1 pseudogene is annotated in these 256 nt (G+C 66.4%); it reads left to right on the top strand.

Annotation, left to right across the window (positions count from 1 at the left end):
• Positions 1 to 256: pseudogene (locus ACZ3GY_RS24410) on the top strand (PLP-dependent aminotransferase family protein); the annotation flags it as partial.

Genomic DNA, 256 nt, shown 5'->3' with positions numbered 1-256 from the left:
GAGCGCCAATGGGGGGCCTTCATGCCGGGCGTACCGGACGTGACCTGCGTGCCGCACAAGATCTGGGGACGCCTGCAGAACAAGCACTGGCGTCGTTCCAGTTCGGACCTGCTGACCTACGGGCCGGGCGCCGGTTATGCCGGGCTGCGCGAGCAGATCGCCGAGTACCTGCGCGTGGCGCGTTCGGTCAACTGCACGCCCTCGCAGGTACTCATCACCACCGGCATCCACCAGTCCATCGACATCGTGGTCAAGC

The sequence above is a fragment of the Pseudomonas sp. PME37.24/006 genome (assembly GCF_055556635.1).
Note: the sequence above shows the minus strand (reverse complement) of the source record. Positions and strands in the feature narration are given on the sequence as shown.